General features: G+C 68.8%; 16 protein-coding genes. 6 read left to right on the top strand and 10 right to left on the bottom strand.

Annotated elements, in window-relative coordinates; translation table 11 throughout:
- Nucleotides 1-383 precede the first annotated feature (383 nt).
- From ACSHSS_RS05430 to ACSHSS_RS05415, 4 genes are all read right to left on the bottom strand, one after another.
- Nucleotides 384-1,733, bottom strand: coding sequence for a collagen-like triple helix repeat-containing protein (locus ACSHSS_RS05430; protein WP_445544660.1), 1,350 nt, complete (start codon nt 1,731-1,733; stop codon nt 384-386).
- Nucleotides 1,734-2,004: 271 nt separating this feature from the next.
- Nucleotides 2,005-2,349, bottom strand: a complete 345-nt coding sequence (locus ACSHSS_RS05425; protein ID WP_445544678.1) for a copper-binding protein — start codon at nt 2,347-2,349, stop codon at nt 2,005-2,007.
- A 32-nt stretch (nt 2,350-2,381) separates the two neighbouring features.
- Nucleotides 2,382-3,173: a DUF2182 domain-containing protein gene (locus tag ACSHSS_RS05420; RefSeq protein ID WP_445544659.1), complete on the bottom strand. Its 792-nt coding sequence runs from the start codon at nt 3,171-3,173 to the stop codon at nt 2,382-2,384.
- Nucleotides 3,170-3,814, bottom strand: a complete 645-nt coding sequence (locus ACSHSS_RS05415) for a DUF1326 domain-containing protein (protein ID WP_006396981.1) — start codon at nt 3,812-3,814, stop codon at nt 3,170-3,172. Before ACSHSS_RS05415 ends, ACSHSS_RS05420 begins: the two co-directional genes overlap by 4 nt.
- Nucleotides 3,815-4,028: 214 nt before the next feature.
- Here ACSHSS_RS05415 and ACSHSS_RS05410 point away from each other — a divergent pair, with 214 nt between their 5' ends.
- Entirely contained in the window at nt 4,029-5,453 is a 1,425-nt protein-coding gene (locus ACSHSS_RS05410) for an MFS transporter (protein WP_105776058.1), read from the top strand.
- A 127-nt stretch (nt 5,454-5,580) separates the two neighbouring features.
- Here the strand turns inward: ACSHSS_RS05410 and infA are convergent, their stop codons facing one another.
- The 3 genes from infA to ACSHSS_RS05395 form a co-directional block, all read right to left on the bottom strand.
- On the bottom strand, nt 5,581-5,847 hold the full coding sequence (gene infA / locus ACSHSS_RS05405) for a translation initiation factor IF-1 (RefSeq protein WP_006396979.1): 267 nt from the start codon (nt 5,845-5,847) through the stop codon (nt 5,581-5,583).
- A gap of 103 nt (nt 5,848-5,950) precedes the next feature.
- The gene (locus tag ACSHSS_RS05400) at nt 5,951-6,154 is read right to left on the bottom strand and encodes a cold-shock protein (protein WP_006396978.1); all 204 of its coding nucleotides are present in this window, start codon (nt 6,152-6,154) and stop codon (nt 5,951-5,953) included.
- Nucleotides 6,155-6,464: 310 nt separating this feature from the next.
- Nucleotides 6,465-7,301 carry an FkbM family methyltransferase gene (locus ACSHSS_RS05395; protein ID WP_217042579.1) on the bottom strand — a complete coding sequence of 279 codons (837 nt, stop codon included), beginning with the start codon at nt 7,299-7,301 and terminating at the stop codon, nt 6,465-6,467.
- Between the two features lie 256 nt (nt 7,302-7,557).
- Between ACSHSS_RS05395 and ACSHSS_RS05390 the strand changes: the two genes are divergently transcribed.
- Nucleotides 7,558-8,946 carry a DHA2 family efflux MFS transporter permease subunit gene (locus tag ACSHSS_RS05390; RefSeq protein ID WP_445544658.1) on the top strand — a complete coding sequence of 463 codons (1,389 nt, stop codon included), beginning with the start codon at nt 7,558-7,560 and terminating at the stop codon, nt 8,944-8,946.
- A 28-nt stretch (nt 8,947-8,974) separates the two neighbouring features.
- Here the strand turns inward: ACSHSS_RS05390 and ACSHSS_RS05385 are convergent, their stop codons facing one another.
- Entirely contained in the window at nt 8,975-9,352 is a 378-nt protein-coding gene (locus tag ACSHSS_RS05385; protein ID WP_445544657.1) for a DUF4377 domain-containing protein, read from the bottom strand.
- 277 nt (nt 9,353-9,629) lie between these two features.
- Between ACSHSS_RS05385 and ACSHSS_RS05380 the strand changes: the two genes are divergently transcribed.
- The 4 genes from ACSHSS_RS05380 to ACSHSS_RS05365 all read left to right on the top strand — a co-directional run bounded on the left by ACSHSS_RS05380 (nt 9,630) and on the right by ACSHSS_RS05365 (nt 13,675).
- Nucleotides 9,630-10,862, top strand: coding sequence for a tyrosine-type recombinase/integrase (locus tag ACSHSS_RS05380; protein WP_105823584.1), 1,233 nt, complete (start codon nt 9,630-9,632; stop codon nt 10,860-10,862).
- Nucleotides 10,863-11,016: 154 nt separating this feature from the next.
- Nucleotides 11,017-12,705 carry a purple acid phosphatase family protein gene (locus tag ACSHSS_RS05375; RefSeq protein ID WP_176157168.1) on the top strand — a complete coding sequence of 563 codons (1,689 nt, stop codon included), beginning with the start codon at nt 11,017-11,019 and terminating at the stop codon, nt 12,703-12,705.
- Nucleotides 12,706-12,829: 124 nt separating this feature from the next.
- A complete protein-coding gene (locus ACSHSS_RS05370; RefSeq protein ID WP_006396970.1) occupies nt 12,830-13,090 on the top strand; it encodes a hypothetical protein in 261 nt (86 codons plus the stop codon).
- Nucleotides 13,091-13,372: 282 nt separating this feature from the next.
- Nucleotides 13,373-13,675, top strand: a complete 303-nt coding sequence (locus tag ACSHSS_RS05365) for a DUF4148 domain-containing protein (RefSeq protein WP_006412370.1) — start codon at nt 13,373-13,375, stop codon at nt 13,673-13,675.
- 174 nt (nt 13,676-13,849) lie between these two features.
- Here ACSHSS_RS05365 and ACSHSS_RS05360 read toward each other — a convergent pair whose 3' ends face one another.
- Both ACSHSS_RS05360 and ACSHSS_RS05355 read right to left on the bottom strand, forming a co-directional pair.
- On the bottom strand, nt 13,850-15,799 hold the full coding sequence (locus tag ACSHSS_RS05360; RefSeq protein WP_445544656.1) for a diguanylate cyclase domain-containing protein: 1,950 nt from the start codon (nt 15,797-15,799) through the stop codon (nt 13,850-13,852).
- Nucleotides 15,796-16,920 (bottom strand): ABC transporter substrate-binding protein, encoded by a 1,125-nt coding sequence (locus ACSHSS_RS05355; protein ID WP_006412368.1) that lies wholly within the window; start codon nt 16,918-16,920, stop codon nt 15,796-15,798. The genes ACSHSS_RS05360 and ACSHSS_RS05355 overlap by 4 nt, the downstream gene beginning before the upstream one ends.
- Between the last annotated feature and the right edge of the window lie 144 nt (nt 16,921-17,064).

Below are 17,064 nucleotides of genomic sequence, written 5' to 3'. Positions count from 1 at the left end.
CGACGCGGCCGCGCCGACGCTGCGCTCGACTTACTTGCCGCCCGAGCCGCCAAGCAGACCGCCGATATGGGGCGCGCAGCCGCCCGCCGGCGCGGCCGCGCCGACGCTGCATTCGGCTTACTTGCCGATCAAGCCGCCGAGCAGACCGCCATTGAGCAGCCCGCCGATATGGGCCGCGAGGATGCGCGCTTGGTTTACTTGCCGATTCGAGTCGCTGAGCAGACCGCCATTGAGCAGCCCGCCGATATGCGTCGCGCGGCCGCGCGGATGCCTCGCTCGTCCTACTTGCCGATCGAGCCGCCGAACAGACCGCCACCGGGCAGCCCGCCGATATCGACCGCGCAGCCGCCGGCCGACGCGGCCGCGCCGACGCTGCGCTCGACTTACTTGCCGCCCGAGCCGCCGAGCAGACCGCCACCGAGCAGCCCGCCGACCAGCGACGTCACCGGTGCGAGCGGATTGCCGGTTGCGCCGGCGGTCGCGGTGATGCCGCCGCCGATGCCGCCAGCAGCTGCCGCACCGCCGCCGATGCCGGCCCCACCTGCCGCACCGCCACCGGCAGCCGGCGCGGTCGCGGGCGGCGGCCCGTTATGCACGACGGCCGGAATGCCGCCGACCACGCTCGTGATCAGCCCGGAAATCGGCGCAACGCCGTTCGCGCCGTTCGGATTGACGAGGCCGCCCGCATTGGTCACCGTGTCGCCGACCGCGCGCACGAGCTGCCCGACGTCGCCGACCAGCGGCGACACCGGCGTTTGCGTCGCCGCGCCCGACACCTTCCACCCTGCCGACGCAATCGCACCGCCGACCTGGCCGAGCAACCTGGCGACGGGCTGACCGAGCCCGCTGGCCGTGCCGACCTGTTGCGTGAGATGGCCTGTCGTCATCACGAGCGGCGTGATGGCCGAGCTGATCGACTGCGTCGCCTGCTGAACGGGTGCGGACGATAGCGACGCACCGATCTTCGTGCCCGCCGACGCGATGCCGCTCGCGACCGTCTCGATCAGGCCGGCCACCGGTGCAGCGATCGGCGCAAGCGGCGACAGCGGGCCGGCGCCGAGCGCGCCGACCGTTTCGCCGAGCCCGTGCACGGGGCTGGCCGCCGTGCCGACGATGCTGCCAAGGCCGTTGACCGTGACGCCGACCGGATTCGGCGTGACACCGATCTGACCGAGACCGGCGCTGACGACGTTCGCCGTTTCGTTGACGATGCGGCCGGCGCCGTTGATCGTGTCGCCGGGGCCGGCGGTGACGGTCTTGCCGACGCCGGGCAGACTCACGCCGCCGACGATCGTGCCGGTGTCCATGACGACCTGACCGAGCGTGCTGACGATGCCGCGCGTGCCGGGTGCGCCGCTGGTGCCGGTGCCGCTGGTCGTACCGCTCGTCGTACCGCTTGTCGTTCCGCTCGTCGTACCGCTCGTTGTTCCGCTCGTCGTGCCACTCGTTGTACCGCTCGTGGTTCCGCTTGTTGTTCCACTGGTCGTGCCGCTGGTCCCGCTGGAGCCGCTCGTCCCACTCGTTCCACTGCTCCCGCTTGTCCCGCTGCTCCCGCTGCTCCCGCTTGTCCCACTGCTCCCGCTGCTCCCGCTGCTCCCGCTGGTTCCGCTCGTGCTCGGCCCGATCGGTTTGCCGGTCGGCGCGGAGATGTCGTTACCGCCACATGCGACGAGCATGCAGGCGGCGGCAATGGCCGCGAGCGCAGCGCCCGCTTTGGCGAAATGATCGTGCATGGTTTCCCCCGTTTGATTTTCAGCGCGATCATTCGAACAAGCATCTACCGTGCCATCGTCGCGATCGACGAGGCCGTTCATCGACGCATGCGCGAAACCGTTGCCCGAAGGCGTTCCGCCTCGAGACGCGATGACGTCTCCCGCGTCATTCCCTGTCAATCGGCCGTGACGTGCGGCCGGCACGCACGTAACACGCCCGCCGTGTTACGTAGCGTCCCCCGCCGCGCGCGTGCACGCCTCGCATCGCGTCGGCGGCGATCAGATCGTCGCCTCACCGCACATTCATGAGCTTCACGATCGTCAGCGTGCCGTTCACGCGTTCGACGCGCACCTTCACATGGTCGCCGACATGAACGCCCGCGAGCATCCCGGGATCGGCGGCCTTGAAGGCCATCGTCATCGGCGGCATTCCGACGTTGCGCAGCGCGCCGTGCTTCAACGTGACCCTCCCGCTGCCGGCATCGATCCGCGTGACTTCGGCATCCGTCAGCGCGGCATCCTGCGCCGACATGGCCGGATGGCCGGTTTTCATATCGGCCATGTCGTCGGCCGCGGCCGAGACTGGCACCGCGGCGCTCATCGCAATCACGACCGCCGCAACGCATCCGCTCGTCATCGACTGTCTCCCCGCGAATCCGCGCGATCCGCTCAAACCAGCAACGTCGCGATCGCCCATCCGATCAGCACGATCCCGAGCGCACGACCGAACCGTTCGCCGCGCGGCGCCACCTTCTCGACGACGACGATCAGCGACAGCGCGGCAATCCAGACGACGTTCATCACGCCGCCGACGAACAGCAGCGCCATCAGCAGCCAGCAGCAGCCGACGCAATAGAGCCCGTGCCGCACGCCGAGCACGAAGCTGCCGGCGAGCCCCGGCCGCCAGTGCGCGGTCAGAAAGCCGGCCGGGGAGCGGCACTGGCGCAGACACGCGCGCTTGAGCGGCGAGAATTGATAGAGGCCGGCGAGTGCGAGTACGAGGGCCGAGAGCTCGGCGCTTTTCGACCACAGCATCATCCCGGAGATGAGGCCGGCCGGCTGCAGTCCCTGCTGAAGCCACGCGGCCAAGATGGAGAACGCAAGCCACGCAACCAGATAACCGGCCAGCAGACACGCGGACAAGCGCGCCGATGCCCGCGCCTCTGCGCCGCGATGCCGCAGCACGCGCCGGTACAGCAGCACGAGCGGCGCCGCACCGGGCGTCATCATCGCGATCATCATCGTCCACCACATCAGGATCACGGTCGGCAGCGACGGCGCCATACTGCCGGGATCGTCCGGCAGCCGATGCGGAAAGAGCGCGACCGTCGTCATCTCGAGCGCGGACATGCCGGTGCCCGCGCCGGTCCACACATAAAACCAGCACAGCGCGGCAACCGCCGCCATCGCAAGCAGCGTGACGGCGCGCTCGCGTCCGAGCAGCGGGTCCGCCGGGATCATGCCGCGACGCGATGCCGGATCAGCCCGTGGTTGTTCAGGTGCAGTCGCGCGAACTGCGCATAGGTTCCGTCGAGGGTCAGCGCGATGTTGCCCTGCGAACGGCCGGTGCCCGAGCCGACTTCCGCCAGCTCGTATTCGAAGCCGTGCGGCAGATCGATCCGCACGCGATGCGCGGCGCCGGTGACCGGGTTGCGGATCGGTTCGCCGGTCAGGTCGAACACGCCGTCGACATGAATCCGGCCGCGCCGTTCGTCGACATCCACGTCGAAGTCGATCGTCGTGAAGATCGGATCGTACGCATGCTCGAGTGTCGAGGCGAACACCGCGAACATCGTCGCAAACGGATCGGTGTCCTGACCGGTCATGATTTTCAGCACCGCGTCGCGCTGCGCGGGATCGGCGCGCGCATCGACGATCGGCTGGCAGCGGCCGCGGCCTTCGTGAATCGGCCCCGGCCACTGAAACACGACCGCGATCTTCACGCCGTCGAGCACCACGTCGCCGTAGTGGCCGCTGTCGATCGAAATCGCACCCATCGCTTCGCAGCCGCCGTGCGTCGGCGGTGCGTTGAACTGACAAGGGCAACCGTATGAGCAATTGCAGTTGATCAATTCGGTTCCCTGAATTTCCCAAGGCGTCATGGCTCCACCTCGCGCGCGCGGTGACACGTGTCACGCTTCGAAATCTAGTGCACGGCACCGGGAAAGCAAGGGCGCTCGCAGGCCGCGTCTGTCCGACGAAATCCGCTTGCCCGTACGCGCTCGCGCCACGCCTCGCGCTCGACGTTGCGCGCCACGCGCGATGCGCCGCGTCCCTGCCCTGCTCCTGACAAGACGGTGTCAGCAGCACCGCGCTATGCTGACGCCATTCCAGTTCGCGGAGCGCTTCATCGTGCCGAACGACGGACATCCTTCTTCGCCCGCGCCGACGCGCGCGACGCATCCCGGCTTCACGCTACTGACCCTCTGTATCGCGGTGCTCGTCGCGCAGATCGACACCGCCGTCGTGAATCTCGCGACGCGCGCGATCGGCGACTATTTCCACGCAGGTGTCGGCGCGCTGCAATGGGTCGTCGACAGTTACAACCTCACGTATGCGGTGCTGCTGCTGACCGGCGGATTGCTCGCCGATCTTTACGGACGCCGCCGGATCTTCATCGCGGGCACCGCGCTGTTCACGGTCGCCTCGCTGCTCTGCGCATTCGCGCCGACGGTCGGCGTGCTGATCGGCGCGCGAGCGCTCGCCGGCGTCGGCGCGGCACTGCTGCTGCCGGCCTCGCTCGCGATCGTGCGCGTGGTATGGCGCGATCCGGTCGAACGCGGTCGCGCGCTCGGCATATGGGCCGCGTGCAATGGCGTCGCGATGGCAATCGGGCCGACCGTCGGCGGCGTCCTGATCCGGCACTTCGGCTGGCGCAGCATCTTTTTCGTCGTCGTGCCGCTCAGTGTCGCCGCGATGCTATTCGCGATACCCGCCGTGCCCGAATCGTCGGACCGGCGCGGCCGTCACGTCGACGCGGGCGCGCAGGCCGCCGGCGCGCTCGCGCTCGGCGCGCTCGCCTATGCGGCGATCGTGCTGCGCGATACGCCGGTCATCGCCGCGATCGCCTTCGCCGTCGCGCTCGTCGCGTTTCGCGTCTTCGTCGCGATCGAGCGCCGTCACGGCGCGGCCGCGCTCGTGCCGCTCGACCTGTTCCGCCTGCACGCATTTCGCGGCGCAATCGCGGCAACGACCGGCATGACGTTCGGCATGTACGGCGTGCTGTTTCTGCTGCCGCTCACGTGGCAGAGCATCGGACGACTCGACGCAACGGGCGCGGGCCTCGCGCTGCTGCCGATGGCGCTCGTGTTCGTCGCGGTATCGCCGTGCTCGGGCCGGCTGTCCGAGCAGATCGGACAGCGCGCGACGACGGCTGGCGGCGTGGCGGTGATTGCGGCGGGGCTCGGCGTGATCGGCGCGTCGGCGGCGTCGCCGGCATTGATCGGCACGGAGATCGGCCTGGGCCTGACAGGGCTCGGGATGGGGATTGCGACCGGGCCGCTGATGACGGTCGCGGTCGGCGCGGTCGACGCCGCCCGCTCGGGCACGGCCAGCGCGCTCGTCAATGTCGCGCGTATGGCGGGCGCGACGCTCGGCATCGCGGTGCTCGGCACGCTGTTCGCGGTGCTGCACGGCGGCCCGGCCGGGCTGCGCATCGCGATGTTCGCGGGCGCGGCGATTCAGCTGGCCGGCGCAGCGGCAGCGGCCGTCGGCGTGCGGCGCGAACGCAAGCTCGCGTGACGCAGGTCGCGCGGGATCGCGATAGAAAGGGGGAAAAACGGCGCGCTCCCGTCCCTTTGCGGTCACGGTGCGCGCAGCCCGACGCGGCCGACCGAAGGTCGCGCACGGCGGTCGAGCGACAGGACGCTCAGCGGCGCGGCTGCCCGCTGCGCGGCGGGCGCGCAGGCGCGCGATCGTCCTTGTGGCGGAAGTTGATGCGGCCCTTCGTCAGGTCGTACACCGACAGTTCCAGCGTCACGCGGTCGCCCGCGAGAATGCGAATATGGTTCTTGCGCATGCGGCCCGATGCATATGCACCGACCACGGCGCCGTTTTCGAGCGTCACGCGGTATTTGCTGTCGGGCAGCACTTCGTCGACGATTCCGTCCAGTTCCAGCAGTTCTTCTTTGGCCAAACCGATTCCTCCAGACAACGTGAATGAACGCAAGCTGCAACGCGGCCTGCGCGACGCCGGCATGCAATGCGGGCGGGCCGCACGGCCGCACCCGCGCGCGGTCTTACAGCGGCGTGATGTTCGACGCCTGCAGACCTTTCGGGCCGCGCTTCACTTCGTAGCTGACCTTCTGGTTGTCGGTGAGCGTCTTGAAGCCCGTACCGCGAATTTCCGAAAAGTGCGCGAACAGATCGTCGCCGCCGTTATCGGGACTGATGAAACCGAAACCCTTCGTTTCGTTGAACCACTTGACCGTACCGGTATCCATGCATGCTTCCTTGATGCGAATGAGTGAACGCACGCCCGCGACGGGCGCGAAAGAGAATCAAAGAGGGAGAGACCAACGACTGCCGCGTGCGACGCGGAGAAAGATGAGCAATCGAGCTTCTTGACGACTTCGATGTTGGACACTACCCGGAATTGTCTGCCGCGTCAAGGATTGCGGGTGCGGCGTTGCCGCGCAGCCGGTTCTCGCGCGGTGCGGCCCTCGCCCTGCCGCACGGAAACGCGGCAGCGCAACCGGCGATGCCGCCCCGCATCGCATCGCTTCGATTGCCGCCGCGGCTGCCGCCGGCATGTCACGCAGGCACGAACCGCACGCGCCGCCAGGCATCGGGATCGCGGCAGACGCCTTCGCTGTCGCGCGTCACCTCGACGAGCCCGTGCATCTCGCCGCGTTCGCGCGGAATGCAGACGAGATCAAACGACCATATGCCGTCGAACGCGTTCTCCGGATTGCCGGCGAAATTCAGCCGGTTGAACAGCGGCGTGATGAAGTACCACACGCGATAATCGAGCGCGGCGAACACGTCGAGCATCGCCTTCGACATGTCGCCCGCGTAATGGCTCAGATACTCGACGTAGACAATCGGACGCAATGCCCGCAGCGTCTCGCGCGCCCCGCGGATGACGTTCATCTCGAAGCCCTCGACATCGGCCTTCACGAAGTCGAGCCGCGTCAACCGCAGCGAATCGATCGTGCGCAGCGGCACGGATTCGGCGCGCGGCGCCGGATGAAGCAGCGACGACGCACCGAAGTTGTTCGGCGCACGCGGATCGACGAGCGGAAACTCGACAACGCCTTCCTCATCGCCGATTGCATACTGATACGCCTGCACGTTGAGCCGCTCGTTCAGCGCGAGATTCGCGCACAGCAACTGGAACGTGTGGCGTTGCGGTTCGAACGCGAACACCGTGCCGCTCTCGCCCACGGCACGCGACAACATCACCGTATGCGAGCCGAGATTTGCGCCGGCTTCGACGACCGTATCGCCTTCGCGAATCATCTGGGCGAACAGAAACGGCTCGGGCTCCGACCATTCGCCGTACAACGCGAGACTTCGGCCGACGAATTCGTCGTTGGTGTTGAACAGCATCGTGCCGTAGCGGCATCGTTGTTGCGCGTACAGCGGCATCGCATCCCCCGATGGTTGTCATTGTGCGCGCGATTATAGGGGGCGCGGTGGCGCGATGAATAGCGCGCGGCGTGATGGCGCGACGCGATGCACGCGCTCGCGATGTCGCCCGCCGACGCATGACGGCCGCGCCCGCTCGAGCATATTGCGCTCGGCACCTTCCCGACCGCCTCCGGAATCGGTACCATCGACCGCTTGAAAAACCGGTCGCACGCCGCACGGGCTGTGCACCGAATGCCGCACGCCGAATTTCGCCATGTCCCGGGACGCTTCTCACACCGCGCTGCTCTGGATCGTCGCCGCTGCCTTCTTCATGCAGTCGCTCGATACGACGATCGTCAATACCGCCTTGCCGTCGATTGCACAGGGCCTGCATGCCTCGCCGCTCGCGATGCAGCCGGTCGTGGTCGTCTATACGCTGACGATGGCGATGCTCACGCCCGCGTCCGGCTGGCTCGCGGACCGCTTCGGCACGCGCCGCGTGTTTTCGCTCGCGATTCTCGTGTTCGTGCTCGCGTCGATCGGATGCGCGGCATCGCATACGCTCGGTCAGCTCGTCGCGGCGCGCGCGCTGCAGGGTGTCGGCGGCTCGATGCTGCTGCCGATCGGCCGGCTCGCGGTGCTGCGCCGCGTGCCGGGAGAGCAATACGTGTCGGCGCTCGCGTTCGTCTCGATCGCCGCGCAGCTCGGGCCGATCGTCGGACCGACGCTCGGCGGCTGGCTCACGCAGGCGATCTCGTGGCACTGGGTATTCATCGTCAACGTGCCGGTCGGCGCGATCGGCCTCGTCGCCGTGCAGCGCTTTCTGCCGCACGACCAGGCGACGCAGCCGCCGCCGTTCGACTTCATCGGCTGTGCGCTGCTGTCCGTCGCGATGGTCGCGCTGTCGCTCGCGATCGATCCGCCGATGGCCACGCAGCGCGGTGCGTGGGCGACCGGGCTCGCCGTGGCCGGGCTCGCCAGCGCGCTCGCCTATCTGCCGCATGCGCGCCGGCGCGCTCAGCCGCTGTTCCGCCTCGGGCTGTTTCGCGAGCCGAATTTCGGTGCGGGGCTGCTCGGCAATCTGCTGTGCCGGATCGGCACGAGCGCGCTGCCGTTCATGCTCCCGCTGCTGATGCAGGTGCAGCTCGGCTATACGCCGTTGCAGTCGGGGATGATGATGCTCCCTGCCGCGATCGCGGGCGTCGTCGCGAAGCGCTGGATCGCGCCGCTCGTCCGGCGTTTCGGCTACGCGGCGTTTCTCGTCGTGAATACGGGCATCGTCGGCAGCGCGATCGCCGGCTTTGCGCTGGTGTCCGCGCGGCCCGCGCCGGCGCTCGAAATCGCGCTGCTCGTCGTGTTCGGCGCCGCCAATTCGATGCAGTTCGCGGCGATGAACAGCGTGACGCTCAAGGGGCTGTCGCACGCCGATGCGGCGAGCGGCAACAGCCTCTTCACGATGATGCAGATGCTCGCGATGGGTCTCGGCGTATCGATCGGCGGCGGACTGATCAACCTGTTCGCCGCGCGCCTCGGCTCGACCGCGAGCGGTTTCATGCTCGCGTTCGTCTGCATGGGCGCGGTCACGCTGCTGTCGTCGCTCGTATTCCGACGCATCGATACGCCGGCCGCGCCGCGTCCCGCGACGTCGCGGCCGGCCGCGTGACGCGCGCGGCGCGCCCTCGCCGCGTTCTTTAGTTCACGGGCCGTCGCTCGATGAAACGCTTGAGCACCCAGCGGATCGACGAGCGGTCTGCCGGCGGCTGCGCGACGCGATATTCGTCGATCTGCAGCGTGTACGTGTATCCCGGCTGATACGCGAAGCCTTCGATGCCGGCATACCACAACGTCCACGGCGCGTTCGGGTCGCTGCGCACCTGCAGGCAGTCCATCGGCGCGACGCCGGTGCAGCGCACGGTCTGCGGCGCGACGTAGACGGTTTTCGTGACGGGCCGGTCCTCATCGGCACGCGCGGCCGCGGCAGTCGTCGCCGCGCCGGTCTGGCAGCCGGTCAGCAGCGCGCCGGCGGCAAGCGCGATCGCGCCGAACAGCAGACGGGAGTGTCGAATCATCGGGTATTCCTCCAAAAGCAAAAGGCGCAGTTAGACGAGTGCTGCGCCCGATCGTTCATCGATCGACGCCGAACGTGCCGCATCGCGATCCTTCGCGCAACGTCGACGCGCGGTGCGCATACGCCGATCGGCACGCTGCGCCAGCGATACCCTACGACGCAGCGCAGCCATCAACGCCGGGTCGCCGGCCGCGCATGCATCGTGTACCATCGGCGCTTCCCGATCGACGCGGCCGCGCGTCCATCCGACGACGATGGCGATCGCGATTGCGATCGCAATGTTCGCCGCTTCATCCGCCGCGCCCTCATCGCTTCACATGACTTCACCCGTTCCGCCCGACCGTGCACTGCGCCCGCTGCCGATCGACACGCTGACCGTGCCGGCCGCGCTCGACGGGCGCACCGGCACGAACCGCGCGACGGGCGCGCGTGCGCAGATCGCGGCGACGAACGATCTCGACGCGGTGCGCGCGTGGCTCGCGCGTTTCGCCGATACGCCGACGACCTTCCAGAACTATCGCAAGGAAGCCGAACGCCTGCTGCTGTGGGCCGTGATCGCATGCGGCAAGCCGCTGTCGTCGCTGACGCACGAGGATCTCGTCGTGTATCGGCAGTTTCTGCTCGCGCCCGCGCCGGCCGACGTCTGGTGCGCGAACGGCGGCCGCAAGCATCCGCGCGGCGACCCGCGCTGGCGCCCGTTCTACGGGCCGCTGTCGCCGGCGAGCCAGCGTCAGGCGATGGTGATCCTGAACGCGATGTTCTCGTGGCTCGTGCAGGCCGGCTATCTGGCCGGCAATCCGCTCGCGCTGTCGCGACAACGGCAGCGTCGCCCCGCGCCGCGCATCACGCGCCATCTCGGGCCGCCGCTCTGGCAAGCGGTGAAGGACGCGATCGCCGCGCTGCCGCGCGACGATGCGCGCGCGTCGTTCCATGCGGATCGCGCGCGCTGGGTGTTCACGCTGCTGTATCTCGGCGGGCTGCGCATCACCGAAGCCGCCGAGACGACGATGAGCCGGTTCTTCTGCCGGCGCGATGCGAGCGGACGCGATCGCTGGTGGCTCGACGTGACGGGCAAAGGCGGTCGCCGCCGGCTCGTGCCGGCGACCGACGAACTGATGACGGAGCTCGCGCGCTACCGGCGCGCGCACGGTCTCGCACCGCTGCCCGTCGCCGACGAGGACACGCCGCTCGTGCTGCCGTTCGGTCAGGCGCGCCGGCCGCTCACGCGCGCGGCGCTGCACCGGATCGTCAAGCAGGTGTTCCGCCACGCGGCCGACCGCCTGCGCGCGCAAGGCGACGCCGGCGCCGAACAAGCGCGCGTGCTCGAACAGGCGTCGGCGCACTGGCTGCGTCACAGCGCCGGCTCGCACATGGCGGACGGACGCGTCGACCTGCGGCTCGTGCGCGACAACCTCGGCCACGTGTCGCTGACGACGACGAGCCAATACCTGCACGCGGACGACGACTGGCGACATCGCGAAACCGAGGAAAAACACCGCATCGACTGGTAGGCGGCGCGTGCCGCACGGCTGTCACATCGCGGCAAAACTGTGCGCCGACAATGCGCGTCACCGGGATCCCGCTCGTTTCCGGCTCGTGCTCCGGCCGCGCGCACGCTTGCGCGGCCGCGTGCTTGCGCATCCTCGTGCCCAACCCAGAACGATCATGTCGAACCACGACCCTTCCTCGCTTCCGCCGAACGAGCCGGCCGCCTCCGTGTCGCGCCGCGGCTTTCTGAAACTCGCCGGCGTGTCCGGCTTCGCGACCGCCGCCGGCGGACTCGCGGCCGCCGGCAAGGCCGCCGCCGCGAGTCCGGACGGCACGCCCGAACAGATCCACCTGACGTGGGGCAGCGACCCGACGTCGGAAGTCGTGATCTCGTGGGCGTCGCTCGCACCGGCCGTCAATCCGCGCGCACGCCTCGTCGCCGACGGCGAGCCGCCGCGCACCGTGCACGGCGTGCAGCGCCTGTATACGGACGGGCTGAACGGCGACACCGTGTTCACATACCACGCACGCGTGCACGGGCTGAAGCCGAACACGCGCTATCGCTACGAAGTCACGGCCGACAACGATAGCAACGCCGCGCAGCCGTTCGCCGCGACGTTTACGACGGCGCCGCGCGGACGCGCGCCGTTCCGCTTCACAAGCTACGGCGACCTCGCGACGCCGAATGGCGCGTGGGTGCTGTCGTCGCCGCAGAGCCGCTTCGCGGTGCAGGCGGTCGAGCAGTTCCAGCCGCTGTTCCATCTGCTGAACGGCGACCTCTGCTACGCGAACCTGAACCCCGCGCACCAGCCCGACGTATGGCGCGACTTCGGCAACAACAACCAGACGTCGGCCGCGAATCGTCCGTGGATGCCGTGCCCCGGCAATCACGAGATCGAGTTCAACAACGGCCCGCAGGGGCTCGACTCGTACCTCGCGCGCTATACGCTGCCCGACAACGGCACGCGCTTTCCGGGCCGCTGGTACAGCTTCCGCGTGAGCTCGGTGCTGTTCATCTCGCTCGACGCGGACGACGTCGTCTATCAGGACGCTGCCGCGTTCGTCGCCGGGCCGGATCCGCTCGTGCCGGCCGCGAGCACCGGCCGCCCGCCGATCGCGCCCGGCACCTCGTTCTACGTGCGCGGCTACAGCCAGGGCGAGCAGACGCGCTGGCTCGAGCGCACGCTGCGGCACGCGTCGCACGACGACGGGATCGACTGGATCGTCGTGCAGATGCACCAGGACGCGCTCAGTTCGTCGAAGACGGGCAACGGGTCGGACAAGGGCATCCGCGAAGCGTGGCTGCCGCTGTTCGACCGCTACGGCGTCGATCTCGTGCTGTGCGGGCACGATCACGACTACGAGCGCAGCTTCCCGGTGCGCGGCTGCAATCACCGCGCGGGCGTCGACGCGAAAACCGGTGAAGTGGTCGACACGCTGCAGCCGCGCCCGGTCGGGCCGACCGATCCGGACCGCAGCAAGTTCGACACGAGCCACGGGACGATTCACCTGATTCTCGGCGGCGGCGGCACGAGCGCGCCGCTCGACGTGTACGGCGAAAACCCGGCGACCGGCTATGCGCAGGCGAAGGTCTTCACGAAGCCGAACCGCCCGGTGCCGGGCACGGCGCCGAACACGTTCGTGCGCGCGGCGGCCGATGCGCTCGAGGACGCGATCTGGTCCGCGCGGCGCGACACGGGCACCGGCTACGGCATCGCGGTGTTCGATCACGATCCGGGCGAGCCGGGCGGACACACGACGATCACGATGCGCTACTACCACGCGCCGGGCGCCGATCAGCATCCGACCGCGCAGTACGAGCTGTTCGAGACGATCGAGCTGACGAAGAAGCGGCGCGATCGCTGACGCGCGCCCGCTCGCCGCGCCGTTCGCCGTTCGCCGCTCGCGTGCAGCGCGCGCGGCGGCCGGCCAGGCGGCGCGGCCGCGGCGGTGTCGGCAGCGTTCCGCCGACACGCGTTAGACTGTCTCGATGGAACAATGCCGCTACTGCCACCGAATCCGCGATGAATGGGATTGCCACGGCGACGAATGCCGGCGTGCAATCGCGAAGGCGCTGCGCCGGCAGCGCGCAGGGCTGCCGATGGTGCCCGATCGCATCCGCAACGAAATTCCGTCCGGCGCGCCGACGCAGCAGGTGATCGCCGTGCTGTCGCGCCAGCGCTTGCGCGCGCGGCGCGGCAACGAGGAACGCCGCGAACGCAAGGAAATCGACGACGCGGACAGCGTCTGACCCGTTGCGGCCGGACTGCCGCACAAGGGCTGCGGCGCCGGAGAAGCGCGCGCACCGACCTCGCGCGCACCCTCTTTCGCCATACGGCCACGCGCCGCGCCCTTGCACAGCCTGCAACGCCTCACGGGGACGGATCGCATTTATCCCGAAATTGTTGCGTTGCAGACAAGGATCTTTCGTCCAAATCCACGTTTACCCTAGGTCACCCGACGCCTACGATGTAATCAACCGCTGACGACATGGTGTCGAACGCGGAAAGCCAATACAACATCGGAGGTCATCATGAAATCGCTCGTTTATGCAGTTGCTGCCGCTACCGCCCTGTCCGCTTCGTTCGGCGCATTCGCGCAAAGCACCGTGACGCGTGCGCAGGTCCGCAACGAACTCGTGCAGCTCGAACAAGCCGGCTACAAGCCGAGCCAGGCCAGCCCGCACTACCCGGCCGACATCCTCGCCGCGCAAGCGCGCGTGAACGCCCAGGCCGACAACAGCGGCTACGGCGTCCAGCCGGCGCCGGTCGTCCAGGGCGGCGCGCCGGCCGCGAAGGTGCAGAACCCGCGCGACTCGGTCTACTTCGGCCACTAAGCCGCACGCCGCCCGCCGCGCACGCGGCGCCGCAGACGCAACGAGCCCGCCCCTGCGACGGGCTTGTCGTTTGTCCGGCGCACGGTCGCGCAGCACCGGCCGCGCAGTGAACGCCGTCAGCGCGGCGCTCGCCGGCCGCGTCGCATGGTCCGATGCCGATACGGCGCCATCCCGTCAGTTCCCGTCGCGCCGCGCACCGCGCACGTCGTCGAGGCGCGTGAGCGTCGCGCCGATCCGCGCGACGCTTGTGCCGTCGCGCGTCGCCGGTACGTCCCGTTCGCCGGCGACCGTGCCGTCGTCCTGTGCAGTCGCGTCGTCCGCAGCACTCGCATCGTGCGCCGCGCTCACGTCGGCCGGAGCGCTCACGTCGGCCGCTGCACGCGCCTCGGCCGGCTGAATCGCACCGAGCAGTTCGCGATAGCGCACGCATGCGCTCTGCCCGCTCGCCTTCGCCGCATACATCGCCGCATCGGCCTTCATCAGCAGTTCCTCGGCCGACGCGCCGTCCGCCGGGTATTCGCTGACGCCGATGCTCGCGCCCACCGCCATGCGGCGCTCGCCGAGCTCGAGCTCGTCGGCCATCACGCGCTGGATCCGCGATGCGACGTCGGCGATCACGGCAGGCGAGCGCAGGTCCGAGATCAGCACGACGAACTCGTCGCCGCCGAGCCGCGCGACCATGTCGCCGCTGCGCAGCACCTGGCTCAAGCGCTTCGCGACCAGCGCGAGCATCCGGTCGCCGACCGAGTGCCCGTGCTCATCGTTGATCTGCTTGAAGCGATTCAGATCGACGAACATCACCGCAAGCGCCGCATCGACCGCGGCCGCATGGCGGATCGCCGCATCGAGGCGCTCCATGAACAGCATGCGGTTCGGCAGCCCCGTCAGCGGATCGTGGCCGGCCAGATGTGCGAGTTCGCGCTGCTTCGCGCGCAGCATCGCGACCTGCGTGCGGATCTCGACGCGCATCGCATCGAAGCAGCGCGCGAGCACGCCGATCTCGTCCGTGCGCGCGACCGGCAGCCGCTCGCTAGCCGGCTCGTCGAATACGTGCGTCGCCGCGCGCGCCAGCGCCTGCAGCGGCCGCGTGATCGCGCGCGCGAACAGGATCGCGAGAATCCCGGCGAACACGCTCGAGACGAGCACCATCCGCACGATGCGGTCGCCGAGCCGGTTGGCCGGCGTCAGTACGTCGGTCAGCGGCCGCGCGAGGCCGAGCACGACGAAGCGATTGCCTTCGTCGCTGCCGAACGGCGTACGCACGAACGCGTGCATGCGGCCCGCCGACGCATCGCCCTGCGCGAGATCGCTGAGCGACACGTTCGTGCGGGCGCCGTCGAACAACGCGCGCGTGGCCGGGAAGCTGTCCTGCATCAGCACGCGCCGGCCGCGGTCGAAACCGAAAGTCTGCGACGGGTCGGGATGCACGAGGAAGTCGCCCCACTCGTTCGCGAGATAGACCGCATAGTCCTCGGGCAGATCGCGTTCGAGACGCTCGAACACGCGCGACAGTTCGATATCGACGACGAGCGCGCCGACCGTCTGCCCGCGCGCATCGACGACCGGCGTGCCGACGCGCAGAATCGGCACGCCTTCGGCCGCATGCGAGCCGGTTTCGTGATTGATCGCGATCGGCGACACGTAGATATGCCCGGGCGCCGTCGCGAGCGTGTCGAAGACGTAGGAAAACTGCCCCTTCTCCTGAAACGCGCGTTCCGGCAGCACGACGATACCGCGCGCATCGCGGTCGACGCGAATCCGCTCGAGCCCGAAATGCTCGCGTTCGATCAGACGAATCTGCAGATATTCCGGATGATTCGCCATGAAGCTGCGGTACACCTGCTCGAGCCGCGCACGCGGGGCCGGGCTGCGGCTGTCGCCGCGCGCGATGCGTACCGACGACGGCAGTTGCGCGAGCACGAGCGCATCGGCGGCGACGTCCGCGAGCGCGCTCGTGAAGCGCTGCGCGAGCAGATGCGTCGACATCAGCAGGCTGTGCTGCGCTTCCTGCGCGAGCATCGCGCGGTTCGCGCGATACGTATAGTAGCCGGTCGAGCCGGACGCGATCACGCCGATGCATGCAAACAGGATCGACAGCTTCGAGGTGAGCCCGAGTCGGATCATGGGCGGAAGCGTTCCGGTCGATCGCCCGATACGATGCGGCTCCACAGCGCCTCGCGCCGGGCGATGTTCTCGACGGGCTGTATCCAGACCAGATGCTGACCGGCGAGGTCCGGCCCGTGCGGCGGCGCGAGCGTGTTCGCGAGTCCCTGGCGTTCGGTCAAGAGCGCGCCGATCGCGGGTTCGAGCATGTAGTTGATCCAGGCGAACGCGAGGTCCGGGCGGTCGGCGTCGCGCGTGACGGCCCAGCAGTCGAGCCACGCGAGCGCGCCTTCGTCCGGAATCGCATAGCCGACGTCCGCGCCGGCGCGGCGCAGCAGCTGCACCTGCTGCGTGCCGTAGTTGCCGAACATCAGCGCCGCGCGATGTTCGACGAACAGCGCGGTCGCTTCTTCGGGGAGCGTGTAGTACGTGAGCAGATTGCGGCGCAGGTCGATCAGCTTGCGCGCGACGACGAGCGTCTGCGCCGGTGTCAGGCGAAACGGATCGCGATAGCCGAGCGCGAGCGCGGTGAACGAAAAATTGTGCTGCGCGCTGTTGAAATCGAGCACCTTGCCGCGATAGCGGCGATCCCACAATGCGAGCATCGAGCGCGGCGCGGCAGGCACCTGCCGGCGATCGTAGATCACGCCCATCGACGAATACGTGAACGGAATCCCGTAGACCGCATCGCCCTGCGCCAGCCCGCCGATCGCGGCGAGTTGCTGAAACGCCGGCAGTTGCCGCCGGCGGTTCGGAATGCGCGACAGCTCGATCGGCGCGAGCAGCTTGCCGCGCGCATAGCGCTGGATCTCGGCCGTGTTCGCCGCGAGCACGTCGTACGGCGGCGGCGACGCGCTATGCATGCGCGCCCACAACGCTTCGTCGGAATCGACGAACGTCACTTCGACACGCGCACCGAACTGCGCTTCGAATGCGGCGACCGTGTCGCGATCCGCATAGCCCGGCCACGCGAGCACGCGCAGCACGTTGCGGTTCGCGGCTTCGGCGGAGAATGCGACGATCGGCGGACACAGCAAGCCGAGCGCCAGCTTGACGAACATGCGGCGCGTGGCGCCGCGTTCAGGCGAACGCACGCCGATTCTGCTGATCAATGGATCCCCGCTTGAATCGCTCGGCTGCATTCGACCGTCCTTTTTTCGAGTCGATGCGATATGCGCAAACGACACCATAAAAAGCACGGCCGCGCAATCGGAACAAGCCGCACGAACCGGCGCGCGATACGGTCCGAATCGGACAGCGCATCGACACCGCGACGGAGCCCCGCG

Source organism: Burkholderia sp. BC1 (genome assembly GCF_052683555.1).
The sequence above is the reverse complement of the archived record's forward strand: the minus strand, read 5'-3'. Positions and strand labels throughout refer to the sequence as shown.